The organism is Sphingobium fluminis, from assembly GCF_037723805.1.
Lineage (GTDB): Bacteria > Pseudomonadota > Alphaproteobacteria > Sphingomonadales > Sphingomonadaceae > Sphingobium.
The window spans coordinates 184,375-208,123 of sequence record NZ_JBBJUK010000004.1; the positions used below are offsets into that span (position 1 = coordinate 184,375).

Sequence of the window (23,749 nt, forward strand, 5' to 3'; positions counted from 1 at the left end):
ACGATGAACAAGGCTCAGATATTCGATTTCTTCAGCCGCCTTGCCGAAGCCAATCCCGCGCCGCGCACGGAACTGGATTATGGCAATGATTACCAATTGCTCGTCGCGGTCGTGCTGTCGGCGCAAGCGACCGATGTGGGCGTCAACAAGGCAACCCGCACCCTTTTCCATGACGTCATGACGCCACAGCAGATGATCGACCTCGGCGAAGACGGCCTGAAACAGCATATCAGGACGATCGGCCTGTTCAACGGGAAGGCAAAGAACGTCATCGCCCTGTCCGAGATTCTGGTCCGTGATTTCGGCGGCGAGGTGCCGGAGGATCGTGACGTGCTGACAACTCTGCCCGGAGTCGGTCGCAAGACCGCCAATGTCGTCATGAACACGGCTTTCGGTCAGGAAACCTTCGCGGTGGATACCCATATTTTCCGGGTCGGCAACCGCACCGGCCTCGCGCCGGGCAAAACACCGCTGGCGGTCGAACTCAAACTCGAAAGGCGGGTCCCGGGCCCCTTTCGCCGCGATGCGCATCACTGGCTGATTCTGCACGGCCGCTATATCTGCAAAGCGCGCCGGCCTGAATGCTGGCGCTGCGCGGTCGCGGATCTGTGCCGCTACAAGCCCAAGACGCCGGCACCTGAAACGACCCCCTGATATCAACGATTCTTCTGCTATTCAGACAGGGCTACTGGCATGGAACGGATATCGCGCCCGCTCGTCGTCCTTTCACTGTAGAATAGGAGAGTAAAATGTCCGCCGCCCAGACCAGTCTTCGTCTCGCCATCCTGTCGACGCTTTGCTGCGCTGCCTCCCCCGCGCTCGCAAAAGCCGCGCCCGATCCTTATGTCCCCGCCGGCAAAGCGGTGAACTGCATCCAGACCAGCACTATTCGATCGACCAATGTCCGCGACGATAGAACCATAGACTTTGTCACCGGTGCGAGCCGGATCTATCGTAACACCCTTCCCAACAGCTGTCCCAGCCTAGGCTTTGAAAAGCGCTTCCTCTACAAAACCAGCATTTCACAGCTTTGTTCGGTGGATATCATAACCGTGCTTCAAGGCGGCCCCGGTCTCTCGCGTGGGGCTAGTTGCGGCCTTGGCAAATTCCAGCCGATGCAAAAAACGCCCAAATAAGAGCTGAGCCCGGCTCATTTGCGCTGGCGCCTGCGAACCGCCTTTGCTAAGCGGCCCTTCGCACTGGCGACATGCACCCATAGCTCAGCTGGATAGAGCGTTGCCCTCCGAAGGCAAAGGCCAGTGGTTCGAATCCACTTGGGTGCACCAGTTTTTCAATTTATCCTCAGAATGCGAATGCCGCCCTTGGTGACCGGCATTCGGCGGCCTTGCGCCCACGTATCCACTACCGGCCGGACACGGCCGCCCGATATCGCGCTCGTCCTAGGACCGCCACCAGCAGAGACGCGGCCGAACAAATCAGGCAGACGAGCGTTATGCTGTGCCCCAGCCCCATCGCGTCCCCCGCGAACAGCGTCGTCGAAAGCGCGCCGATGATGGTGGCTCCTGCGGACAGGGAAATGATGTTGTTCCACAGTATGAAGATCGCGGAATTCACGCCACGAAGCGCTGGCGGCGTGATCAGCTGGAGCGCCGCGACGAGATTACCGTAAAAGGACGCCAGAGCGAGAGACTGCAAAATCAACATGCAAAGCGACAGGTACAGATTGTCCACCGATCCATAGGGACTCATCACCAAAGCAATGCAGGAGAAAAGCGCTACGGCAATGAGCGGTGCATCGGTAAAGCCGCGCCGTTGCAGCTGCTCGGCCAGGGCCACGCCCAATATCGTTCCCGTGCTGCTGGAACAGAGATACAGAATACCTAGGAGATATCCTGCCTGGCTCGGGGAGAAATCAAATGCGCGGATGAGATGCGTCGCATACCAAACAAAGCCAGCATAATAGACGATGCCCAGCAATCCCGAGCAGAGGAAGACAGGCGCGAATGCGCCCGCACGGTGCCAGAGCAAAGCAAGTGCATCCCTAAGCCGCGCTGGGGCATCTGTGGCAACGCCAGCCCTGCGAGGCTCCTTGATCAACGGCAGCAGCATGGCGACGGCGAAACCCGGCAGGCTGATGATCCAGAAGGCCACTTGCCAGCGTTCATATCCTGCGATGATCGTTGGCAGATTGTTGACAAGATGGATGACCGCGCCGCCGGCCACAAAGGCAGCGCCTACCCCCAGGGTCGCCGCCATCGTAAAGATCGAAAGGGCGCGGACGACCCTTTCCTTAGGAAAAGCGTCGGTAATCATCGTATAGGCTGCGGGAGACAGGATCGCCTCGCCAAGCCCCACAATCACGCGCGCCGCGAACAGCATCTGAAAATTATTCGCCAGTCCGCACAATATCGTCCCGATGCTCCAAAATAGAATGCCACAGATCAGCACATTGCGTCGGTTGTACCTGCTAACGATGATTCCTGCCGGGATCGTCGCCAAGCAAAAGGCCAGCGAAAAGGCTGGCCCCTGCAATAGTCCGATCTCGAAATCACTGATCTGAAGCGTCGCCTTTATCGGCGCCACCAGCAAGGCGATGATCTGACGGTCCAGGAAGGCAATGATATAGGCGAGCACGAGCACGCCCAGCATCCGATAGGCAGTGCCCAGAGTGCGATCGTCCCGGCGTGCCGCTGTGTCGGTGTCCATTCAGTCCCTCCCCGCTTCGCGGACGGGCACAAGCCCGCAATTCCTTATGATCGCTATTGCCGATTATTGGATCATTGCACCAGCCAGATCGCCGCAACTCCGAAAAGATTACGGCCCTACCGCTCGTATTGACCGTTTCCTGACCAGATGATAGGCAAACTGGCACCAGCTAGGAAATTGATACTAAAATCAATAGGTCGGTTGGAACAAATAATCGTGAATATCAATCCTGGGAGGGGATAGCTTGACCAAAATGGTTCGCTTGATTTGGCTGACGTCGGCATGCAGTGCCACGATGATCACGGCTGCGGCGGCGGCGCAAGCGCCTTTGAGTGGGGGAAACGGCGCCGCAGCCGTTCAAGCCAGCGACGTGTCACCAGCGGATGAGGGCGCTGAAATCGTGGTCACCGCTAATCGAAGAGCGCAGGCGCTTACGGATGTCGGTCTGGCGATCAGCGTTCTCGACAATTCGCAGCTTGAAAACCGCCAGGTTTCCAGCGTTAACGATCTTGCCGCCCTGGTGCCTGGCCTGTCCATCGGCAACAGCGGCTACGCCACACCGATCTACAGCTTGCGCGGCGTCGGCGTGAACGAACCGACCGTCGGGGCCGGGTCGAGCGTAACCGTCTATGTTGACGAAGTCCCGCTGACCCTGCCCATTTTCACGCGTGGCGCGTCATTCGATCTGGATCGGGTCGAAGTCGTCAAAGGCCCCCAGGGCACACTGTACGGCCAGAACGCCACCGGCGGCGCGATCAACTATATCGCGGCCAAGCCGACGGACAGCTTCAAGGCCGGCATCAAGGGCAGCTATGGCCGGTTCAACACCGCATCGCTGGAAGGCTTCGTCAGCGGACCCCTGTCGGATTCGCTCAAGGGCCGCATCGCGGTGCGTGGCGAACGCGGCGACGGATGGCAAAAGAGCTTCACACGAGACGACAACCTCGGCAAGGTGCGTAAATTGGCCGGACGGGCGATGCTCGAATGGGAGCCCGGCGACAATTTCCGCGCGCTGTTGAACGTCAATGGCTGGAAGGATCGGTCGGACACGCAGGCGCCGCAGCTCATCAAGATCGTGGCTGGCAATCCTGCCGTACTTCCCTTTCCGTTCGTGACCTCGGCACCATTTGCCTCGGGGAACGACCGGTCGGCAGATTGGGATAGGGATACCGATTTCGACCAGAATGCCTGGTTCTATCAAAGCTCGCTCCGCCTGGAATATGATATCGCCGACGATGTGACGCTGACCTCGCTCACGGCCTATTCCAAATTCCACAACCGCTCCGCGCATGAGGCGGACGGCATCGGCTTTTCTCCCGCACTGGGTAGGGACATAATCGACGGGCGTTACGACCTTGCCTCGGCCGCCAACAGCTTCACGCAGGAAGTGCGCCTGTCGGCCCGATTTTCGAACATCAATTTCGTCCTGGGCGCCAATTACCAGCGCGACAATGTGGATGATTTTCAGCTGGGCCATTTCGATGACTTCTCAGTCATTTCGAACTTCTTCGGCGTGGATATCAACACAACCCGCAATATTAATCATCAACGGGTCCGCAGCTATGGCGTGTTCGCAAACCTCGAGGCCGATCTGACGGATTTTCTGACGGTGTCGGGCGGCTTGCGCATCAATAATGAGACGCGCGATTTCAAAGGATGCAGTGCCGACGCCGGCAACGGCAACGCCGCCGCCGGGTACAATAATTTCACCAACTTCCTGCGGGCCGGCAGAGGCCTGTCGCCTCTGCCTGCCTCGCAACGCATCGCCCCCGGCGGATGCTTGACATCCAACGCGGATCTCATTCCCGGTTTCAAGGTCGATCGTCTGGAACAGTCCAATACGCCCTGGAACATCAACATAAACCTCAAGCCCTTCAACCGCACCCTGTTCTATGCCCGTGTCAGCCGAGGCTTTAAGGCGGGCAATTATCCGTCATTGAGTGCGGGCAACAATGCTTCCTTCACCCCGGTGTCGCAAGAAGCGCTGCTGGCCTATGAGATGGGGTTCCGTTCCAACGCGATCGAAGGCCTGTCCATCGAAGGCGCGCTTTTCCGCTATGACTATACCGACAAGCAGCAGCGCGGACGCAAGGATACCGGCTTCCCGTTCGGACTGGTGGCGACCCAGGTGAACATTCCCAAATCCCGGATCGACGGCGCGGAATTGTCCGTCGGACTTCGCCCTGTCGAAGGCCTGACGCTGTCGGGATCGGCGGTCTATATCGACACGAAGATCAAGAGCTATACAGGATATAGCATCGAGGGGCCGTTGGTGAACATGGCGGGCCTGCCGCTCAATTTCTCGCCCAAATGGAGCGTTAATCTCGACGCCAACTATGCCACGCCAATCACGTCGAACCTCAAATTATTCGGAGGCGCGGGCCTGGCTTATCGCAGCAAGACGACGGCGCAGCTTGCCGCATCTTCGCTCTACGATATCGATGCCTATACGCTGGTCAACGCCCAGCTCGGCGTCGAGGACAGCGACGGACGGTGGAAAGCATGGGTCTTTGGCAACAATATCACCAATAAATATTATTGGACCAATGTCGTGAAGTTCGCCGACACCGTAACGCGCTTCACCGGCATGCCGGCCACGTTTGGTGTCAGCTTCGCCTACAAGTTCAATTGATATTCCTGCGTGGCGGCCAGTGATGACCGCCACGCATCGGAATGACGACGTTCCAGCGCCAGCAAATGCTGTTTGGCGCTCAGCCCGCCCGCAAAACCCGTCAGCGCGCCGTTAGCGCCAACGACGCGGTGGCATGGCGCGACGATCGAAATCGGGTTGCGGCCGTTGGCTGCGCCGACGGCACGACAGGCCATAGGTCGGCCGATAGCATGCGCGATCTGTGCATAGCTGCGGGTTTCGCCGAACGGGATCGCCAGCAGCGCGGACCAACCTGCCTCTGAAAATCCGTGCCGCGAAAATCGAGCGGCAGATCGAAGCTATGTCGCTCGCCAGCAAAATACTCAGTCAGTTGCAAGCGCGTCGACACCAGCACCGGATGATCGAGCGCCTCAATCCGTGTCCCGAGCAGAACCCGCCCCGGATCATCATCCTCCCAAAGTATCGCAACCAGCCCGGAATCGCTTGTCACCAGCGTCAGTTCGCCGACCGGTGACGCGAACATTCTGTATGCAAGGGTCATGAGCCGTTTCCTCCATTGTCGGGCGAGACTTAAGCGGGAATAGCAGCCACGACTTCCCGACCCTTGCGGCCAAAGCCCTGCCTCAGCGCAATCCGCCGCCCATCGCCCGATACAGTTCGACCATATTGGCAGCGCGCGTAAGACGCGTCGCCAACAGACTCTGCTCCGCGCTATAAAGCGTGCGCTGCGCGTCGAGCGTCGTCAGAAACGGATCGATCCCCGCCCTGAACCGTGCGTGCGCAAGGGTATAGGCAATGCGCGCTGACGCACGAAGCGACGTCTGCGCCTCAAGCTGATCCGTCATCGTGCCCCGGCGCGCCAGCGCGTCCGCGACTTCGCGAAAGCCGGTCTGAACGCTCTTTTCGTAAGTCGCGAGCATGGCGTCGTAACTCGCTCTGGCGAAACGCAGATTGCCCTTATTGCGCCCGAAATCAAAGATCGACACGCTTGCCGATGGCGCGACCGACCAGGTGCCGCTGCCGGAAGCGAACAGGTTGGAAAGGCCCTGACTCAATGTGCCCAAAGCAGCGGTGAGTGAAATCGTCGGAAAGAATGCGGCGCGAGCCGCGCCGATATTGGCATTGGCCGCGCGCAGATCATGTTCGGCTGCGGCGATATCGGGACGGCGCAGCAGCAGGTCCGAGGACAGGTCCGAGGGCAGGTTGGCGATCGTCACGTCGCTATCGGGCATCGCGCCCGGCAGGTCCGCCGCACCCACGGTCGTGCCGGCCAGCAGGTTGAGCGCATTCTGATCCTGCGCCACAAGCGTTGTTGCCTGTGCTATGTCGGAGCGGGCCTGATCATGGCTGGTCTGCGCCTGCCGGACTTCCAGTTCCGACGCGATGCCTCGCGTGAAGCGCGCCCGCGTGAGCTCCAGCGTCTTACTGAACGCACCCTCCAGATCCCGCGCGATGCGAAGCCGTTCCTGATCGGCGGCCATGGTCAGCCAGGTCGTAGCGACCTCGGCGATCAACGCTGTTTGGGCCGCATTGCGGTTGTCCACCGAAGCGAAATATTGCTCCTCCGCCGCTTTGGTAAGGTTTCGTACACGCCCGAACAGATCGATCTCCCAGGCGGAGACCCCGAGAGAAGCGGAGTAGATATCGGTCCGCCCGCTTCCGCCAGCCCCCGCCCCGCCGAAGGCCGCAAAGGGCGACTTCTGAAAGGTCGCCCCGCCATTCGCGGCGACGGTCGGCAACTGATCCGCGCGCTGCACGCGATATTGGGCCCGCGCGCGCTCGACATTGGCGACCGCCAGACGCAGGTCCCGATTGTTGGCGAGCGCCGTATCGATGACCCGAGCGAGCCGAACATCGACGAAGAAATCGCGCCAGGCCGTATCGGCCGAAACGATCGCTGCCCCGCCGCCTGATTCGAGATAGGACGGCCCCTGTGGACTGGACGACGGCACAGGAGGCATGGGACGCACATATTTGGGGGCCATGTCACAGGCCGCTAGCGTAAACGCCAGACCCAACGCAGCAGCAGATTTTACAAACAAACGCGGCATCTGGATTACCCTTCCTGCGCCTGCGGCGTTGCATGATGCCCTGCCGGATCGCTGCTCCGTCCATGCTGGCGGAACAGCCGCTTCACGACGGTGAAGAATACCGGCACGAAGAAGATCGCAAGAACGGTCGCCGACAGCATACCGCCCACGACGGCCCAGCCGATGGCATTCTGCCCGCCAGCACCCGCGCCAGTGGACGTCGCCAGCGGCAAAACGCCGAAGATGAAAGCGAAGGACGTCATGATGATCGGACGCAAACGCAACTTGCCCGCCTCCAGCGCGGCCTGTGGCGCAGACATGCCTTCGCGCATCCGTTCTTCGGCGAATTCCACGATCAGGATCGCATTTTTGGCGGATACACCGATAGTCGTGATCAGGCCGACCTGAAGATAGATGTCGTTGTTGAGCCCCGCCAGCGTCGCCGCGATCACCGCGCCGAGCACGCCCAGCGGCACGACAAGCATCACGGCAATCGGTACGGACCAGCTTTCATACAGGGCCGCGAGGCACAGGAAGACGATCAGCATCGACAGCGCATAGACATAGGGTGCCTGACCGCCGGACGTTCTTTCCTCATAGGAAATGCCGCTCCAGCTGAAGCCGACACCCGCTGGCAGCTTCGCCGCCAGTTCTTCCATCGCCAGCATCGCGGTGCCGCTGCTGACGCCCGGCGCGGGCGACCCCTGAATGTTCATGGACGGCACGCCGTTGAACCGCTCCAGTTTCGACGGGGCCTTGATCCACTCCGTAGTCGAAAAGGCCGACAGGGGCGCCATGACGCCGGTACTGCCCCGCACATGAAGCGCGCCGATCGACTCGGGGGACGTGCGAAACGCCTGGTCTGCCTGGACGAACACCTTTTTCACGCGATCGCGATCGATGAAATCATTGACATAGGCACTGCCCATCGCCGTGCTGATGGTATCGTTGACGTCCGTCTGGGCGATGCCCAGCGCGCCGGCGGCCGTTTGGTCGACATCCAGCTTGAGTTGCGCCGTGTCTTCAAGGCCATTGGGCCTGACCTGCGCCAGCCGCTTGTCGGCCGCTGCCATCCCCAGCAACTGGTTGCGCGCGGCGAGCAGCCTGTCATGACCCACACCGCCATTATCGAGCAGCTGGAAATCGAAGCCGGACGCGTTCCCCAGTTCCTGCACCGCCGGCGGCACCAGCGAAATCGCCATCCCCGCGGAGATTTTGCGATAGGCCTTGTTGACTCGCTGAGCGATCGCCGTGGCTGTATTCTCCTTCCCTTTGCGCTCTTTCCAGTCCTTCAGGCGCACGAACATGATGCCGACATTTTGACCCTGCCCCACGAAGCCGAAGCCCGAAATGGTGAACAGAACCGACACATTATCCTTTTCCTGGGTCATATAGATATTGCGCATTTTCTCCAGGCTGCGCTGTGTCTCTTCGATCGTGGAACCGGCGGGCAGCGACACCTGATTAAGAATGCGGCCCTGATCTTCCTCGGGAAGAAAACCCGACGGCAGACGCAGGAAGATGACAGCCATGCCGATCGCGAGCAGGCCATAGACGATCATGGTCCGGCCCCAGCTTCGCTCGATCTTCTCTACGCGCTCGCCATAACGCTCGACACCCTTGTCGAAGGTCCGGTTAAACCAGCCGAAAAAGCCCTTCCGATCCGCATGACCCTGATGCGATGGTTTCAGGATCGTAGCGCACAAGGCTGGCGTCAGGATGAGGGCAACGAGGACCGAAAGGATCATCGCCGACACGATGGTGATCGAAAACTGCCGGAATATCACCCCGGTCGATCCGCCGAAAAACGCCATGGGCAGGAACACAGCGGACAGGACCAGCCCGATGCCGATCAGGGCGCCGCTGATCTCGTCCATCGATTTTTTCGCTGCGTCCTTCGGGCTGAGGCCCTCGTCCTGGATCAGCCGTTCCACATTTTCCACGACGACGATCGCGTCGTCGACAAGCAAACCGATCGCCAGCACCATGCCGAATAGCGTCAGCGTATTGATGGTGAAGCCCGCGGCGTGGAGAATCGCGAGCGATCCCAAAAGCACCACCGGCACGGCGATCGTCGGGATCAACGTCGCGCGCCAATTTTGCAGAAACAGGAACATGACGACGAAGACGAGCAGAACGGCCTCTACCAGCGTATGGATCACCTGTTCGACGGACAGTTTTACGAATGTGGAGTTATCAACCGGGAAATCATATTTCGCCCAACTGGGGAAATTTTTCGACGATGCCTTCAGCTGATCCTTGACGCCCTTTACAGTGTCGAGCGCATTTGCGCCGGGCGCGAGTTTGATTCCGAAACCAGCCGCCGGATGGCCAACGAAGCGCGCCGAAAAACTGTAATTTTCCGATCCAAGTTCCACCCGGGCAACATCGGAAAGTTGCACCACCGAACCATCGCCGCCACTGCGCAAACGGATGGCGCGAAACTCTTCGGGCGTGCGCAACCGGGACTGTGCCGTGACCGTTGCGTTTAGCGCCTGCCCCTTGGGCGAGGGCGTACCTCCGATCTGACCGGCAGAAACCTGGGCATTCTGCGCCCGGATAGCGGCCTTCACATCGCCAGTCGTGACGCCGAGCGTCGCCATCTTGTACGGGTCGAGCCAGATGCGCATCGCATATTGCGCACCCAGCAATTGGGTGTCACCGACGCCCGGCACGCGGCTGAGGGGATCTGCGAGCGTCGATGCGATGAAATCGCCGGCGTCCTGCTGATCGTGGATGCCGTCATCGGCATAAACGGCTACCACCATCAGGAAGCTGGACGTCGATTTCGTGACGCGAAGGCCCTGCTGCTGCACTTCCTGCGGCAATAGCGGCGTCGCTTGCGCCAGCTTGTTCTGCACCTGTACCTGCGCGATATCGGCATTCGTTCCCTGTTCGAACGTCAGCGTGATCGTCAAGTTGCCGGCACTGTCGCTGCTCGAAGCGAAGTACCGGAGATTGTCGATGCCCTTGAGCTGCTGTTCGATAATCTGGGTCGTCGTGCTTTCCAGCGTTTGCGCATTCGCGCCTGGATAGCTGGTCGAAATGATGACCGAAGGCGGCGCGATTTCCGGAAATTGCGCGACCGGCAAGGATCGGATCGCCAGCAGGCCTGCGAGCATCATGACGATGGCGATGACCCATGCGAAGATGGGTCGGTCGATGAAATAGCGCGCCATAGTCTACTTCGCCCCGCCGGACGCGGTCGCCTCTTGTGTAGCGCCGGGCTCGGCTGTCACCTGCTGGGGCGGTCCCGGCCGTACGACTGCGCCGGGCTTGAGGTTCACCAGACCTTCGACGATCAGGCGATCGCCCGGCTTGAGGCCGCGGGTGACTATCCACTTGTCGCCGACCGCACGATCCGTAACGACCTGGCGAAGCTCGACCTTGTTCCGCGCATTGACCACCATGGCGGTCGCACGCCCGCGCGGGTCGCGCGTGATGCCCTGCTGTGGCGCGAGGATCGCCTGATTGCGCTGCCCCTCTATCAGTCGTGCCCGCACGAACATGCCAGGGAGCAATAATCCGTCAGGGTTCGCGAAGGTCGCACGCAGCGTGACCGCGCCTGAACTCGGGTCCACGGTCACTTCGGAAAATTGCAGCCGCCCTTCTACCGGGTATATGGTGCCATTTGGCAGCAGCAATTGCACCCGGGCACCAGACGCCTCGCTTACGCCGCCGCTGCGCATTGCCTGTTTGAGATCAAGGATTTGCGCGGCGGATTGGGTCACATCGACATAGACCATATCCGTCCGCTGGATAGTCGCCAGCGGATCGGGCTGTCCTGCTTGTACCAGCGCGCCGGGCGTGAACAGCGAACGGCCTATCCGGCCTGAAATCGGTGCGCGCACGCGGGTAAAACCCTGGCTGACCTGAGCCGCCTGGACCGCAGCACCTTGCGCTGCAACATCGGCGCGAGCCTGCTGCGCGGCGGCGGATGCATTGTCAGATTCCTGCCGGCTGACCGCGTTTATCGCCACGAGATCGCGATAACGCTGCGCCTGAAGACCAGTCGCCCGAATGGATGCCTGCGCCCGTGCAAGGGCGCCCCGTGCCTGTGCCAGCGCGGCCCGATAAGGCGCATCCTCGATCTCATAAAGCAGTTGGCCGGCGTGGACAAAACCACCCTCCGCGAACAGCCGGCGACGGATCACGCCGTTGATCTGAGGCCGGACTTCGGCCGTCTCGGAGGCGGTAATCCGGCCCGGCAGATCTATCGTCAACACCGCCGATTCATATTTTATCGGGACGACGCCAACGGCCGCAGGCGGGGGCGCTTCGGGGGCGCTCTTACCACATCCCGTCAGCATGCCGGTCGCAACATACAACAGCAGGCCGGCGGATTTCCCCTTATGCATCATCAAGTCCGCTTCTGAAAATCGACGCCATGCGCCAGGAATGACCATCTGGTCCCGTTCGCATGCAAGTAGTAATCTGCAACGGGTTGTTCAAGGCGACGTTGGTCGCAAGCGCGGCAAAATCGTTGCAGCGCAGCATACCCGGATTTCAGTTGGTTGAACAGGCTGGGTGCGGCTTGCGGGTCGCTTCCCCCCGGACCTGGCGATACAGGGCAGCAGTCTCCCGAGCGCATCGATCCCAACTATATCCTGCTGCTACGGACAGCCCTGCCTGCCGCGCCGTGGAGCGCCACGCCTCGTCGGTCAAGGCTTGCTCAAGCCGATATGTGAAGTCATCCACATCTTCGGGCGTAGTGAGCATCGCCGCTCCACCCGTGATTTCGGGCAGGCAGGAGGCATTTGCAACGACGACCGGAACGCCGCTCGCCATGGCTTCCACCGGCGGAAGGCCAAACCCTTCGTAAACAGACGGATAGACGAACAGGCTCGCCCCCGCATAAAGCAGGGACAAATCCTGTTCCGGCACGAAGCCGAGATACCGAACCCAGCCTTCCCGGGCACCCTTTGCCATCCGGTCGGTGACCGCGCCGCTCAGCCAGCCGCCCCCCCCGGTCACCATGAGCGGCCAGCGCCGGCGGATCGCGACCGGGAGCTTTTCCCACGCTTGCAACAATTCGGCGATCCGTTTGCGCGGTTCGACGGTCGACACGCAGAGGGCATAGCCTCGCGGGGTCAGGCCGTAGCGATCAAGGGCGGTTGCAAGCTCCGCATCGGGGCGCGGAAAATAGGATGGGCTCACACCCAGCGGTATTTTCGTGACCCGCGCCGGATCGACATTCAGGTCCGCGACAACCTCGGTCCGGATTTTTTCGCTGTCGGTGATGATATGCGAGGCGCGCGCAATCGACTGGGCGAGATGGCGCTCGAAATAGCGCAGTCGCTCGGCCGGATGGGTTTCGGGATAGCGGAATATCGACAGGTCATGGACCGTAATGACGCCACCCTCACCCTCTTCGGGCAGGAAATAATTGGGACCGTGGAAGATATGGCTCCGCCAGACGGGACGATCCCACCATTCGCGCAACCACTGAGGGGGCCGTGTCCTGCGCTGAAACCACCGGCTTGTCCTGCTCAACGGATGCATCGATAAGGGACGAAGAAGCGTCGCAGGGTCGGCAACCCAATGGCCGTTGCGATAAAAGCGCAGTGCGTCGACGCCCATGTCGCGTCCAAGTCGTGAAGCAAGCTCCCAGCTGTAACGGCCGATGCCCGATAGTTGCGGCTCCAGCGCTTCGACGGAAAGGATGACCTTCAGCGTCACCGACGGCTTCCCACGCAGGCTTGCCGTACCTGCCCGACTGCCAACCTCATTCGTCGTCATCCTCCATTCGCGGCCGGCTTTCACGCCGGTGCGACTGAAAGCGAATATCGGCCGGTGCTGGCGTAGGGGAAAAAAGCTGATAGGTCTTTAGAGTTTGTTGCGCGATTTGCCGGTCCTCTCCCCCTCGAAGCCGCCACCATATTCAATGGGAATTGTCATGCCCGACAGCATTGCCGATATCGAAACACCCTGGTGGCGTGGTGCCGTCATCTACCAGATTTACCCGCGCAGCTTTGGCGATGCCGATGGCGACGGCATCGGGGATCTGCCCGGTATTACAGCCAAGCTGGATCATGTCGCGCGCCTTGGCGTAGATGCGATCTGGCTATCACCCTTCTTCACCTCACCGATGGCGGATTTCGGCTATGACGTGGCCGATTATCGCGATGTCGACCCGATCTTCGGGACACTCGCCGATTTCGACGCGCTGGTGGCCCATGCCCATGCCCTCGGCCTCAAAGTCATCATCGATCAGGTCTACGCCCACACGTCGGACCAGCACGACTGGTTCAAACAAAGCCGTGCGAGCAGGAGCAATGCCTATGCCGACTGGTATGTCTGGGCGGACGCCAGATCAGAGGGATCACCGCCAAGCAACTGGCAATCGGTGTTCGGCGGCCCGGCATGGACATGGGATGCGCGACGCGGCCAATATTATCTGCACAATTTCCTGAAGGAACAGCCGCAACTCAATGTCCATAATCCCGCCGTGCAGGCGGAACTGCTCGACACCGCCCGCTTCTGGCTGGATCGGGGCGTCGACGGCTTCCGGCTGGACGCGCTCAATTTCGCGATGCACGATCCGGCGTTGCGCGACAATCCACCGGAAACAAAGCCCGGCCCGCGCACCCGCCCGTTCGATTTTCAGCGCCGGCTCTATAATCAGGGGCATGCCGATGTCGTGACATTCATCGAATCGCTGCAATCCACGATCGATGCCCATGGCGTGTATTTCACCGTGGCCGAAATCGGTGGCGAGGATGCGGATCGCGAAATGAAGCTTTTCACCATGCCGCCTCACCGGCTGAACAGCGCCTATGGTTTCACCTATCTTTATGCGCCCAAACTGACCGCCGACGTCGTTCGCGCGGCGATCCGCGAATGGGCGGGCAAACCGGGCGAAGGATGGCCCAGTTGGGCCTTTTCCAACCATGATGCCCCGCGCCATGTGACCCGCTGGGGGAAGGCGGGCAATCGCGACCGGCTCGCCCGCCTCACCATGTTATTGCTGGTCGCGTTGCGCGGCAACATCTTCCTGTATCAAGGCGAGGAACTGGGCTTGCCGCAGGCGCATGTTCCGTTCGAGCGATTGCTAGATCCGGAGGCGATCGCGAACTGGCCGCAAACGCTGGGGCGCGATGGCGCGCGCACGCCGATGCCATGGACAGCCGAAGTGCCTAACGGCGGATTTTCAACCGGCGACCCATGGCTGCCAATAGACCCAGCGCATCTGCCGCTTTCCGTCGCGGAGCAGAAGCACGACGCCGCGTCCATGCTGCATTGGACGCAAAACCTGCTGTCGATCCGGCGCGCGAGCAAGGCGCTGCGCCACGGCGCGATCAGCATTATCGACGGTCCTGCCGATCTGCTGATGTTCGAACGCAAAGCAGATGCCGAAACCCTGCTATGCGTGTTCAACCTGACCGACCGGCCTTTGCAAGCCGCCCGACCGAGGGATAAGGCATCCATGCTCGTCGCGCTGGACGATGCAGCGGATGGCGAGATATTACCCCCGCTGTCCGGCTACATAGTACGGTTATAACGCGCGACGTCGCCAACTGCCAGATGCGTCTGCGGCCGACGCTATTTGGCGTTCACCCCCTGCGGGAGCACGACCGCCGACCAGCTTTTGGCGGGAACCAGATATTTGGCGGCCAACGCCCGAATATCGGCAGGCGTCACGGTCAGCATGTCCTGCGCCATGGTCTGCATGGCCTTTACATAGCGCGCATCATGGGTCGCCCCTTCCATCTGGTTCATCCAGAACGCATTGCCTGTACTCGCACGCATCAGCATCTGGCGCATGGGAGCGACCGCGCGTTGCAGTTCATCCTCGCTGACCGGCGTTTTCGCGAGGTCGGCCGCGGTGTCCCTGACCACGTCGTAGAAGAAGCGGACCCGATCCGGCCGGACCTGGCTCGACACGAGCACATAGCCGCCACTGACATAGGAAAAAGGCCAGTTGTTCGACACGCTCGGCGAATAGGCCGCGCCTTCGGTCGATCGCAATTTGTCGAACAGCCGATCGTTGAAGATCTGCGTCAGTATTTCCAACTGACGCGCTTCCTTAAGCGCATCGAAACCCCCGGACGTGGGCCAGGCCATGACAGCCGCCGCCTGCTCCTTGTCGCCGTCATGGCGAAGGATCACGGGCGTTTCGACATGAGCGGGAAACCGCATGATGCGATTGGCCGCAGGCACCGGCTCATCGGCGCGCGGAGACAGAGCGCCGAACGTCGCCGCAACCGCCTGGATCGCATCGTCGGCTTTCACCTGTCCGAAGATCTGCACTTCGATCGGGCCGGAAGCCAGTATCGGCTCCCATGTCGCGCGGAAGGCCTGCGGCGTCAGCGCCTCGATCTCCGGCCGCGACGGCGTGCGGAAACGCACATCCTTGTCATGGAGCAGCCAGCCCAGATCACGCCCCAGCACCGAATCGGGCGATCGCGACATGGCGTCATAAGCGACCATCGCACCCGTTTTGACCCGCGCGATCGGTGCCGGGTCCCACCCCGGCGCAGCGAGTTTGGTCGCAAACAGGCGCAACTGGTCCTTATAATCGGCGGGTCGGGTCACCGCCTGCATTTCGAACGCATCGTCGTCGATGGAAAAATTCATGCCCATGCGGCGGCCATTGGTGAGGTCGTCCAACTCCCGCTGCCCGAGCTTGCCGATACCGCTCGCCACCAGAGCATAATCGGCTGCCCAGCTCGGCGCCGGTCTGGTCGGCGAAAAACTCTGCTGGCCATGCCCGAAACGCACGTTGATGCGGACCTTCTCCGTCTCGGCATCGTTCGCGAACAATGTGAGTTTCACGCCGTTGGCAAAGGTGACGGTCTCCATCCCCGGCAAACCCACCGGCGACCTCGACACGATTTTGCCGGGCGCGCCCAGCGCGGGAAGGCTGTCCATGGTCACGGTCCCGCTCGCGAGCCTGGCGTTGGCTGCGGCCCGCACCGGCGCGGCGACGGCCGATGCGAGCTTTTTGTCCTGCCCCGGCAGAGCCTTGCCCGTGACCAATAATGCGCGGAACACCCCGGCCGAAAACAGCCGCCGGGTCGAATCCATGATCTTCTGGGGCGTCATCGCTGGTTTGCCCGACCGGAAAATTTCGACGGCCGCTTGCGGGCTGACCGTGGTCTCGCGAATGTCGACGGCGCTCACCAGATCGCTCGCCTGCTTGGACCCTGGTTCGGTATCGGCATTTTCCATCTGGATCGCGAGCGCCGTATCGATCTGCGCATATTCGCGGTCGATTTCCTGCTGGCTGGGCGGGGTGCTCTTCGCGTCCTCGATGATCGCGCGCACATCCTGCAACGCCTTGTCCCAATTCTCGCCAGTCGGTACGATGGTCACGAACGTCCCGTCGGCGGAGCGGCTGACATCCTGCTGGTCTACGCTCGCCTGGAGGAAGCTCCCCCCGCCCCGCGCCGCCTGCTCCAGCCGCCGGCTGATGATCTGCAACGCCAGCATGTCCGTCAGCTTATCCTGATTATAGACGATCGTGTCGGCGTGCGGCTTCCACGGCCGCAGCCAGGCCATGGTCAGCCCGGTGGGAACGCCCGCTTCCACAGCGACCCGGGTCGCCGGCAATTTAGGGTCCGGCATGCCGAAGTCCGGCAATTGCGCGCCCTTGCCCGGCACCGTCCATGCGCCGAAATTATCTCTGATGAGTTGCTCAGCCGCAGCCGGATCGATATCGCCGGCGATCGCGATCACGGCGTTTTCCGGCCGGTACCAGCGGTCGTGAAACGCCTCCATTTTGGCGGCGGTCGCCGCGTTCAGCGTCGCTACAGTACCGATGGGGCTTCTATCCGCAAGCGGCTGACCAGCAAAAAAATGCAGGCGGCTGGCGTCGGATATCCGCATCTGCGGCCCGTCCCCTTCGCGTCGTTCGGCGAGCACCACGGCGCGCTCCGCCGCAACCGCGCCATCGACGATATTGGGCTCGGCCATCATGCCGGCCAGTATCTTGAGGCTCTCGCCCAGGCCCGCAGGCGTGGTCTGCGGCAAATCGAGGGCATAGGTCGTACCGGTCGGCGTCGTCTGCGCGTTGCTGTCGCTGCCAAAGGTCACGCCGAGCCGCTGCCATATCCGCTTGGACTCGCCGTCGGGCACATGGCGCGAACCCCGGAAGGTCAGATGCTCCATGAAATGCGCGTAGCCTAGTTCATCGGGCCGCTCCATCAACGATCCTGCATCCATGCGCAGGCGCACCGACACCTGCCCCGGCGGCACGCCGTTGCGACGGACCGCATAGCGCAGGCCATTGGGCAATGTCCCAAAACGCCAGGCGGCGTCGATCGGCACATCGCTATTTTCGTAAAGCCAGGGCCGGCCCTGCGTCTCGCTCGATGCAGGCGTGACGGACGCCGTCGCTGGCGCCGTCCTCGCCCATACTATGGTGGAGGAGCCGGCCAGCAGAAGCGCAAGGACAGGCAGCGAAGCGGCGGAGCGCCGAAATAAAAGGCTCATAGGCGATGCAGCCTAGCGCCCTTTTCCTGAATGGCCACTGACAATCGCGGCCACGAAAAAGGCCGGGCGCGCGTGCGGCCCGGCCTTATCCTCTGCGAAGCTATTCAGCCGCGCGGCGCGCCAGTGCGCTGGACCGCGCCCTTGTGCGCACCCACACTCCCGCTGCGCTTGCGGTGGAACGGCCGTTTCGCCGGCGCATCGCCATCGGGGCGGTGGGCGCGGTCGGGCGTACCGCGCTGCTGCTTTTGCCCATCCTGATAGCGACGCTGACCATCGGCGCGCTTCGCCTTTTGATCGGGCGACTGCTCCTTGGGCTTGCGCGGCGCGGCGGGCTTGGGAAGATTGCGTACCGCCTCCATGAAATTCTCAGGGAGCGGCGCAATGTCGAGCTTCACCCGCGTCGTCCGCTCGATCGCCTTAAGGAAGGGCCGCTCGTCATCCGCCACGAAGCTGATCGCGATGCCCTCTGCCCCGGCACGCGCCGTACGGCCGATACGATGGACATATTGTTCAGGCACATTGGGTAGTTCGAAATTGATGACATGGCTGACGCCCGACACGTCGATACCGCGCGCTGCGATATCGGTCGCAACGAGCAGCTTGACGCGGCCATCGCGGAATGCCTGCAACGCGGTGGTGCGCTGTCCCTGGCTCTTGTTGCCATGAATGGCGAACGCCTGAATGCCCGCGCCTTCGAGGAAACGCACGACCCTGTCGGCACCGTGCTTGGTCCGCGTGAAGATGAGTGCGCGGTTGATCGCCTCATCCTTGACCGTGATGGTCAACAGCGCCTGCTTTTCCACCTGATTGACGAAGATCGCCTGCTGACGGATGCGCTCGGCGGTGGTCGCCTGCGGCGCGACGCTGACCTTGACCGGATCGTTGAGGAACTGGGCGGCGAGCGCCTCGATTTCCTTTGGCATGGTGGCAGAGAAAAAGAGGTTCTGGCGCTGTGCCGGCAACATCTTCGCGACCCGCTTCAACGGCTGGATGAATCCCATGTCCATCATCTGGTCGGCTTCGTCCAAAACGAAGATTTCCGTGTCCTTGATGGTGAAAGCGCGCTGGTCGATCAGGTCGAGCAGCCGGCCCGGGGTTGCGACGACGATGTCGACGCCGCGGCTCAGCGCGCGGATCTGCTTGTTGATCGGCACGCCGCCGAATACGACTTCGACCGACAGCTTCATGAAGCGACCATAGTCGCGGAAGCTCTGGGCGATCTGCGCGGCGAGTTCGCGCGTCGGCGAGAGAACCAGCATCCGGCAGCCCTTGAGCGCCGGTTCCCTAGGATTGCGGGCGAAATAGTCGAGGCTGGGCAAGGCGAACGCCGCCGTCTTGCCCGTGCCGGTCTGAGCGATGCCGCACAGGTCGCGGCCCTTCATCAGTTCGGGGATCGCCTGCTGCTGAATGGGGGTAGGATCGACATATTTTTTGGCGATAAGGGCTTTGACGATAGGTTCGGCGAGGCCGAAGTCGGTAAACTGCATGAAAAACTCACATGTCTGGCCACGACGCCGGACAGCTGCAAGACGCAGTTCGGGCGCAAGGCGGGTTACGAAACGACCCGCGTGAATAGGGAAGCCTCAAAAGCTTGCGCAGGCTGTCATTGGCCGGTCCAGAACCCTTCGGAGGTCGGGACGATCACGCTGCCAATCGCTGAGGGGGACATGGGTCCGCTTGCTGCGCTGCGGCGCGTATGGCGCAGATGCACGCAAAAGGCAAGCGATCCGTACACCATGGCACGGATCGCTTGGGGGGAATCCGTATGAGGATTGCGTTAAAGCGATATTTCCGCGTGCTTGCCCTTCATTTCTTCGGTGACATCGCCGCCGAACAATTGTTTGAAAACCCCGGTCAGCGACATGTCCGCCCGCCAGATTTCGGCCGTCCCCAAATCGAAGCGCAGCATCAAAAGATTGGGATCATTGCGACCACCGGGGTACCAGGCTTCCACCTCCTTCGACCAGTAACGGTCGATCAGGGCCGGGTCGGTTTCCGTCACCAGCGTCCCAGCGATGCAAGCGAACAGATCATGATCCTTGGCAGCAAACTGGGCCATGGCCGGGCCGCCCGGCGCAAGACGGTTGTCGCGGCTGGTGTAGAACCAGAAAGCATGGTTGGCGTCAGGATCGAGCTGTGCCGTCATCGGCAGGCTGTGGCCGGACGCGCCGTTCAGGCCCACCATCAGAAAGGGGCTTTGCGACAATTGCGTCCAAAAGCGGTCACGGATGTCGGTTTCGGTGCTCATCGATGATCTCCTTCACTCTCCCGCCGTCAATCGCTGGAACAAGGGGAAGTTCCGCAAAAGGCGACGCGCGGCTTGATATCGGCCCCGCTTCACGCCACATAGCAGCCATGCTGATCGAGACCGAAAACACACCCAACCCGGCGACCGTAAAATTCCTGCCCGGCCGCATCGTGATGGACGCCGGCACGCGGGATTTCGCTTCTCCCGAGGAAGCCCAGGCCTCACCATTGGCCGAGGCCCTGTTCGACCTGGGCGACGTTACTGGCGTGTTTTTCGGTAGCGACTTCATTTCCGTGACGATTGCTCCCGGCGCGCAATGGACCGATGTAAAGCCCGACATATTGGCCCTGCTGCTCGAACATTTTTCCGCGAACATGCCCCTGTTCGCATCGGGATCGGCGGCCGGGATCAGCGTGCCCGCCGCTGAAGAGGAATTTGCCGATGACCCGCAGGATGCGGAAATCGTTGAGCAGATCCGTGATCTCATCGACACCCGCGTTCGGCCGGCCGTCGCCAATGACGGCGGCGACATCATCTATCGCGGTTTCGACAAGGGCACGGTCTATCTCAAGATGCAGGGCGCCTGCGCCGGATGCCCCTCCTCGACGGCCACGCTCAAGAACGGCATCGAGCAACTGCTCAAACATTATGTTCCGGAAGTGACCGAGGTTCGCGCGGTCTGAAGTGGCCTGGCGTCGGGCAAATCTCGCCGGCATTTCCCACATATCGCGTGACATTTGGCAATTCGCAGCGGATCGACTAACCGCCGCTGGAATCGCGCTTTGCGCGGGCGGCTGACGGGGGTCTGATTGCGTTTACTGGTTATCGACACGGCTACCCAGGCGCTGTCCGTGGCGCTGCTGGACGATGGCGTTCCGGTCGGCCGGTTCCATGAAATCGTAGGACGGGGTCATGCCGAAGCGCTGCTGCCCGCGATCGCTTCACTGCCGGACGGCGGTCGCGCCGACGCGATCGCGGTCGATGTCGGGCCTGGCAGCTTTACCGGCGTTCGCATCGGTGTCGCCGCCGCGCGGGGGCTCGCCCTCGCCTGGGCCATTCCCGTGAGCGGCTACAGTGCGCCAGCCATCATCGCCGCGGCGGCCGCGCGCAATCATGGCGAGGGACCGATCGCCGTTACCATCACCGGCGGCCATGGTGAACTTTTCTGGCAATGCTTCACCGCCGATGGCCGCGTCGCGACCACGCCGATCGCATCGACGCCGATCCCGTTGCTTGCGCTGCAGTTGGATGTCCCACTATTATATGGCACCGGGGCGGAAGCGTTTGTGACCGCGCGCGGCCATGGTTCCGCCATCAGCCTGTATCCCGATGCCGCCGATTATCCTTGGATCGCGGATCTCGACACCCTGCCCGCCACCCCCATCTACGGACGCGGGGCCGACGCGCGCCCGCTGCGACCCCAGGCGCAGCCATGATCCCGGGGCTGACGCTTGCCACTTATGACGATGGGGATCGCAACGCCCTGTCCGACGCGATGCAGGTCATGACCCGCGCCTTCGATCCCCTGTTCGGTGAAGCATGGACGCTGGGGCAATTGGGCGGCGTCATGCTGATGCCTGGCACATGGTTGACCGTCGCGCGGATCGACGCGGCCATATTGGGCTTCGCGCTGGTGCGGTCGGTACTGGACGAATGCGAGCTTCTGCTACTTGCGGTCGACCCCTTGTGGCGCGGCCGGGGGATCGGGCGGCAGTTACTGGATCACAGCCTGGCGGTGGCGCGACGCCGGGGCATTACTTCCATGAACCTGGAAGTGCGAGCGTCCAATGGTGCGGTCAAATTATACGAGGATGCCGGCTTTGAATATGTTCATCGGCGTCCCGGTTACTATCGCGGTAATGATGGTCAACTTCACGATGCCCTAAGTTTCCGACTGGATATGCTGTTATAACGGAATTAGGCGCTTGCTAATCTTGCATTACGGGTATAGCGGTTTCAAACCGCCTGTGAAATGACTTTCCTTGGGCGGGTCGCACTAAGATAAAGCCTTCGCAGGAAACAAGAAATATGGAAATTGAATCGGCGCAGAGCGAATTGCTCATCACTTTGACGTCTGACATTGTTGCAGCTCATGTCTCCAACAACAGCGTAGCGGTCTCCGACGTCTCGTCACTGATCCAAAATGTTCATGCCGCTCTTGCCGGTCTGAACGCACCGGCGGCCGCGCCAGAAGCAAAGCCGGAACCGGCAGTATCCGTCCGCTCATCGATCAAGCCGGACTATATCATCTGCTTGGAAGACGGCAAAAAACTCAAGATGCTCAAGCGGCATCTTATGACCCACTATCAGATGACGCCTGATGACTATCGCGCCAAATGGGCTCTGCCTGCGGATTACCCGATGGTCGCGCCGAACTACGCTGAACAGCGTCGCTCGCTGGCGAAAAAAATCGGCCTGGGCACCAAGCGCCGCCGCACGACGCGCGCCGCCAAATAGCCTGCCGAAAAAAATGAGACAGGGGCGCATCGCTGATGCGCCCCTTTCGCATGCGCGGAAAAGCGTCTAGTCTACCATCTTTATCCCGCCATCAGCGAGCACGTCTGCATGAACCGCAAGATCGATATTGAAGCCCTGTGTCATGAAAAGGGGCTGCGTATCACAGAACAGCGCAGGGTCATCGCTCAGGTGCTCAGCGACGCGTCGGACCATCCCGATGTCGAGGAACTGCACAGCCGGTCCGCCACGATCGATCCGGGCATCTCCATTGCCACGGTATACCGCACCGTTAGACTGTTCGAAGAAGCCGGCATTCTCGAACGGCATGATTTCGGCGACGGCCGCGCGCGTTACGAAGCGGCGCCCGAGGCGCATCACGATCATCTGATCGATGTCGAAACCGGCAACGTCATCGAATTCGTCGATCCCGAACTCGAACAGTTGCAGAAGCAGATCGCCGAAAAACTCGGCTTCCGGCTCGTAGACCATCGGATGGAACTATACGGCGTCTCGCTCGATCGGAAGGGCTGACCGGCTGGCTGCGATCCGCCAGTTGAGGCGCGTTTCCGCGCTCGCGCTGAGCCTTTTCCTGTGCCTCCCATTTCATCTTCTCTGGCGCCTTATGCGCCGCCCATCGCCCTGGCCGCACCATTTCCTCGGCCTCGCCGCGCGCTCGGTGGGGGCACGCGTTCGGATCGAGGGGCGGCCATCGCAAGGAGACATGTTCATCATTGCCAATCATGTCAGTTGGATAGACATATTGGCGCTGGGCGGCGCGACCGGAGCCGCTTTCGTCGCGCATGACGGCATCGCTCGCTGGCCCATCATAGGCTGGCTCGCTGCGCAGAATAATACGCTGTTCATCGCCCGTGACCGGCGCGGCGCACTTGGCGGTCAGATCGACGGCCTGCGTGCCGCCATGGCCGGGAATCAGCCGGTCGCGCTCTTCCCCGAAGGCACGACCAGTAACGGGCGCAGCCTCCTCCCCTTCAAGCCGACCCTGTTCTCGGTCCTGCTTCCCCCGCCCCGCGCGGTGATGGTCCAACCGGTTCATATTGATTATGGCGCGGCGACAGCGGAGATCGCCTGGCACGGCGACGAATCCGCCGGCGCGAACGCCGCCCGCATCTTCGCCCGCAAGGGCACGCTGCCCGTCACCCTGCGCTTCCTCGAACCGTTCGATCCCGCCCGCCACCCGGATCGCAAGGCGATTTCGGCCGAGGCGCGTGAAAAGATCGCGGCAAGCATAAGGGCGCAGCAGCCATCTTCCGCTGGCGGGCCGCCGTCTATATAGCTGGTCGG

Annotated in this window: 18 protein-coding genes, 1 tRNA gene and 1 pseudogene; 11 read left to right on the forward strand and 9 right to left on the reverse strand. The window is 61.5% G+C overall.

The features are described 5' to 3' along the window. Positions 1–3: 3 nt before the first annotated feature. The 3 genes from nth to WG907_RS12980 all read left to right on the forward strand — a co-directional run bounded on the left by nth (position 4) and on the right by WG907_RS12980 (position 1,286). The gene (nth, locus tag WG907_RS12970; RefSeq protein ID WP_340233347.1) at positions 4–654 is read left to right on the forward strand and encodes an endonuclease III; all 651 of its coding nucleotides are present in this window, start codon (positions 4–6) and stop codon (positions 652–654) included. Between the two features lie 95 nt (positions 655–749). Next, positions 750–1,136 carry a hypothetical protein gene (locus tag WG907_RS12975; RefSeq protein WP_340233348.1) on the forward strand — a complete coding sequence of 129 codons (387 nt, stop codon included), beginning with the start codon at positions 750–752 and terminating at the stop codon, positions 1,134–1,136. 73 nt (positions 1,137–1,209) lie between these two features. Next, a tRNA-Arg gene (locus WG907_RS12980) sits at positions 1,210–1,286 on the forward strand. Between the two features lie 76 nt (positions 1,287–1,362). Here the strand turns inward: WG907_RS12980 and WG907_RS12985 are convergent. Then, positions 1,363–2,667, reverse strand: a complete 1,305-nt coding sequence (locus WG907_RS12985) for an MFS transporter (protein WP_340233349.1) — start codon at positions 2,665–2,667, stop codon at positions 1,363–1,365. Between the two features lie 295 nt (positions 2,668–2,962). Between WG907_RS12985 and WG907_RS12990 the strand changes: the two genes are divergently transcribed. Continuing rightward, positions 2,963–5,299 (forward strand): TonB-dependent receptor, encoded by a 2,337-nt coding sequence (locus tag WG907_RS12990; protein ID WP_340233350.1) that lies wholly within the window; start codon positions 2,963–2,965, stop codon positions 5,297–5,299. Here the strand turns inward: WG907_RS12990 and WG907_RS12995 are convergent. From WG907_RS12995 to WG907_RS13015, 5 genes and pseudogenes are all read right to left on the reverse strand, one after another. Further along, positions 5,284–5,819, reverse strand: a pseudogene (locus WG907_RS12995) (methylated-DNA--[protein]-cysteine S-methyltransferase). The gene WG907_RS12990 and the pseudogene WG907_RS12995 overlap by 16 nt on opposite strands. Positions 5,820–5,901: 82 nt before the next feature. After that, positions 5,902–7,329, reverse strand: a complete 1,428-nt coding sequence (locus WG907_RS13000) for an efflux transporter outer membrane subunit (RefSeq protein WP_340233351.1) — start codon at positions 7,327–7,329, stop codon at positions 5,902–5,904. A gap of 5 nt (positions 7,330–7,334) precedes the next feature. Then, positions 7,335–10,487, reverse strand: coding sequence for an efflux RND transporter permease subunit (locus WG907_RS13005; protein WP_340233353.1), 3,153 nt, complete (start codon positions 10,485–10,487; stop codon positions 7,335–7,337). Between the two features lie 3 nt (positions 10,488–10,490). Continuing rightward, positions 10,491–11,666 (reverse strand): efflux RND transporter periplasmic adaptor subunit, encoded by a 1,176-nt coding sequence (locus WG907_RS13010; RefSeq protein WP_340233537.1) that lies wholly within the window; start codon positions 11,664–11,666, stop codon positions 10,491–10,493. 148 nt (positions 11,667–11,814) lie between these two features. After that, positions 11,815–13,047 carry a glycosyltransferase family 4 protein gene (locus WG907_RS13015; RefSeq protein ID WP_340233355.1) on the reverse strand — a complete coding sequence of 411 codons (1,233 nt, stop codon included), beginning with the start codon at positions 13,045–13,047 and terminating at the stop codon, positions 11,815–11,817. A gap of 157 nt (positions 13,048–13,204) precedes the next feature. Here WG907_RS13015 and WG907_RS13020 point away from each other — a divergent pair, with 157 nt between their 5' ends. Continuing rightward, complete coding sequence (locus WG907_RS13020) at positions 13,205–14,809, forward strand: alpha-amylase family glycosyl hydrolase (RefSeq protein WP_340233357.1); 1,605 nt, start codon at positions 13,205–13,207, stop codon at positions 14,807–14,809. A 41-nt stretch (positions 14,810–14,850) separates the two neighbouring features. On the opposite strand, the gene WG907_RS13025 is transcribed toward WG907_RS13020, so the two are convergent. From WG907_RS13025 to WG907_RS13035, 3 genes are all read right to left on the reverse strand, one after another. Then, the gene (locus WG907_RS13025; protein ID WP_340233359.1) at positions 14,851–17,742 is read right to left on the reverse strand and encodes a M16 family metallopeptidase; all 2,892 of its coding nucleotides are present in this window, start codon (positions 17,740–17,742) and stop codon (positions 14,851–14,853) included. A gap of 104 nt (positions 17,743–17,846) precedes the next feature. After that, entirely contained in the window at positions 17,847–19,229 is a 1,383-nt protein-coding gene (locus WG907_RS13030; protein ID WP_340233361.1) for a DEAD/DEAH box helicase, read from the reverse strand. A gap of 290 nt (positions 19,230–19,519) precedes the next feature. Then, positions 19,520–19,990 (reverse strand): pyridoxamine 5'-phosphate oxidase family protein, encoded by a 471-nt coding sequence (locus WG907_RS13035; protein ID WP_340233363.1) that lies wholly within the window; start codon positions 19,988–19,990, stop codon positions 19,520–19,522. Between the two features lie 107 nt (positions 19,991–20,097). Here WG907_RS13035 and WG907_RS13040 point away from each other — a divergent pair, with 107 nt between their 5' ends. The 6 genes from WG907_RS13040 (at position 20,098) to WG907_RS13065 (ending at position 23,741) form a co-directional block, all read left to right on the forward strand. Beyond that, the gene (locus WG907_RS13040) at positions 20,098–20,673 is read left to right on the forward strand and encodes a NifU family protein (RefSeq protein WP_340233365.1); all 576 of its coding nucleotides are present in this window, start codon (positions 20,098–20,100) and stop codon (positions 20,671–20,673) included. A gap of 126 nt (positions 20,674–20,799) precedes the next feature. Continuing rightward, entirely contained in the window at positions 20,800–21,426 is a 627-nt protein-coding gene (gene tsaB, locus WG907_RS13045; protein ID WP_340233367.1) for a tRNA (adenosine(37)-N6)-threonylcarbamoyltransferase complex dimerization subunit type 1 TsaB, read from the forward strand. Beyond that, positions 21,423–21,902, forward strand: a complete 480-nt coding sequence (locus WG907_RS13050) for a GNAT family N-acetyltransferase (protein WP_340233369.1) — start codon at positions 21,423–21,425, stop codon at positions 21,900–21,902. The genes tsaB and WG907_RS13050 overlap by 4 nt, the downstream gene beginning before the upstream one ends. 116 nt (positions 21,903–22,018) lie before the next feature. Then, positions 22,019–22,447, forward strand: coding sequence for a Ros/MucR family transcriptional regulator (locus WG907_RS13055; RefSeq protein ID WP_340233370.1), 429 nt, complete (start codon positions 22,019–22,021; stop codon positions 22,445–22,447). Positions 22,448–22,555: 108 nt separating this feature from the next. Beyond that, on the forward strand, positions 22,556–22,978 hold the full coding sequence (locus WG907_RS13060) for a Fur family transcriptional regulator (RefSeq protein ID WP_340233372.1): 423 nt from the start codon (positions 22,556–22,558) through the stop codon (positions 22,976–22,978). A 4-nt stretch (positions 22,979–22,982) separates the two neighbouring features. After that, entirely contained in the window at positions 22,983–23,741 is a 759-nt protein-coding gene (locus WG907_RS13065) for a lysophospholipid acyltransferase family protein (RefSeq protein ID WP_340233539.1), read from the forward strand. Positions 23,742–23,749 lie beyond the last annotated feature (8 nt).